The sequence below is a fragment of the Stenotrophomonas sp. 05L44_2 genome (assembly GCF_056665995.1).
In genome coordinates this window covers 1-2,073 of the sequence record NZ_JBFTNR010000732.1, presented here as the reverse complement: position 1 = coordinate 2,073, position 2,073 = coordinate 1, and the positions used below count along the sequence as shown (strand labels likewise).

The window sequence follows — 2,073 nt, the reverse complement described above, 5'->3', positions numbered from 1 at the left end:
CATTACAATCACGCCCCGTTGACGCCGGATGTTCCGGCCAGCCAGGGATCTCCGCTTGCGTCGCCCGTTCCGCCCTCGCCCGCTTCGGCTTGTACAGCTCGGCACCGCCATGCGCGGCCGTCGGCCTGCGCTGGCCAGCCTGCTGGCGTGGGTGGCGATGTTGACGCTGTTGCTGGGCACCCTGCCGCTGCTACCGGTCGCCCATGCCGCCGCGCCGCAGGCGCTGCAGCAGCCGCTGGAAGAGCGCGGCGGCGAAAGCCCTTTGCAGGAAGAAGCGCCGGCCAAACTGCGGCGCTGCGCCTCGGCACCGGCCAAGTCCACGGACAAGCCGATCCCGCCGCTGTTGCTGGCCAGCCACTGGCTGCGCACCGAACTTGATCTGGTTCCCTCCGCGTCGGTTCCCTCCGGCGCGCGTCCGCACTGGCCGCTGGCCGTACCGGACATGCCCTGGGCCGATGCGCCCGGGCGCCGCCAGCAACGCGGCCAGGCGCCGCCGCTCGCCTGATCCACGGCACGCCGTGACCGCCTGCGCGGTTGCGACGGCTCACCGCTGCCTGTTTCGCCCCTGCCGCCCCTGACCGGGCCATCCCTGCCCTGCCGTGCGCGTTCCGCGCCCTGCATCGCGCTGCCCTACATCCTTCGAGGTATCTGCCATGGCCCAGCGCCATCGTGTCCGTTCGTCCCTGTCCCGACATCTGTTGACCAGCGCTGTGCTGGCTGCGGTCGCGGCGCCCGCCTACGCCAATGGTGCCGCCAGCGGCGCGCCGCAGACGCTGGACAAGGTGGTGGTGACCGCCTCCGGTTTCGAGCAGAAGGTAGTCGATGCACCGGCCAGCATCAGCGTGGTCAGCCGCGAAGAGCTGAGCAAGCGCCCTTACACCAGCCTGGTCGAYGCCCTGCGCGACGTCGAAGGCATCGACGTCGGCCTGGAAGCCACCGACAAGAACGGCCGCGCCACCATCTCCATGCGCGGCCTGCCGTCGGAGTACACCCTGGTGCTGATCGACGGTCGCCGCCAGAGCAACGCCGGCCAGCTGTATCCGAACAACTTCGGTGGTGGCCAGTTCGCCTACCTGCCGCCGCTGGATGCGATCGAGCGCATCGAAGTGGTGCGCGGCCCGATGTCCACGCTGTACGGCTCGGATGCAATGGGCGGCGTCATCAACATCATCACCCGCCGCAACCAGGACAGCTGGCACGGCGCGGTCACCCAGGGCTTCACCGTGCAGCAGGACGACCAGTTCGGCGACGCGCGCAGCACCGATCTGTACCTGAGCGGCCCGCTGGTCAAGGATCGCCTGGGCCTGGCCGTGCGCGGCAGCTACTACGACGCCAAGGCATCCAATCCCGAATGGGATGCGCTGACCCTGCCCGACGGCACGCTGTGGGAACGCAGCATCGGTTTCGGTGGCGGCGGCAAATCGGTGGCCAACACCAACTGGAACACCGGCGTGCGCCTGAACTTCCATGTCAACGACGACCACGAACTGTGGCTGGACTACGACGTCTCACGCCAGAAGTACGACAACAGCGAAGGCCAGACCGGCACCCTCGACAGCCTGGCCAGCCTGTGGCGCGTGGGCAACGCGGTGGTTCCGAACCCGAATGGCAGCGGCACCGTCACCCGCCGCGTGGTGCAGCCGCGCGTGGGCTACACCGCCTACCAGCGCTATGAGCGCGACCAGCTCTCGCTGACCCATCAAGGCCGCTACAGCTTCGGCACCTGGCAGACCTCGTTGACCCACAGCAAGAGCAACAACCTCGGCCGCTCGCTGCCGCTGACGCTGGACGAGCGCGCCGGCCTGCAGACCCTGTGGAACGACGTCTGCCGCCGCACCGGTGCCGCCAACAACTGTGCCGCCGGCCGCAACAACGGCCTGGCCGCACTCAACGCCAGCGAACAGGCACGCCTGCAGGCGTTCCTGCCGCGGCCGCTGCGCACCATGGAACTGGAAGGCTACGTGCTGGACACGATGCTCGACCTCGACTTCGGTGCGCACAAGCTGACCGTGGGCGGCCAATACAACGACACCGACATGGTGGACGGCGTGTTCGGCATGGACGGTGCCGGCT

Annotated in this window: 2 protein-coding genes; both read left to right on the top strand. The window is 68.9% G+C overall.

Annotation, left to right across the window (positions count from 1 at the left end; all coding sequences use genetic code 11):
* Positions 1-109 precede the first annotated feature (109 nt).
* A complete protein-coding gene (locus AC1VAN_RS19945) occupies positions 110-505 on the top strand; it encodes a hypothetical protein (protein WP_032951575.1) in 396 nt (131 codons plus the stop codon).
* A gap of 148 nt (positions 506-653) precedes the next feature.
* Positions 654-2,073: TonB-dependent receptor plug domain-containing protein (locus tag AC1VAN_RS19940; protein ID WP_480986547.1), on the top strand; the 1,420-nt coding region annotated here is incomplete at its 3' end.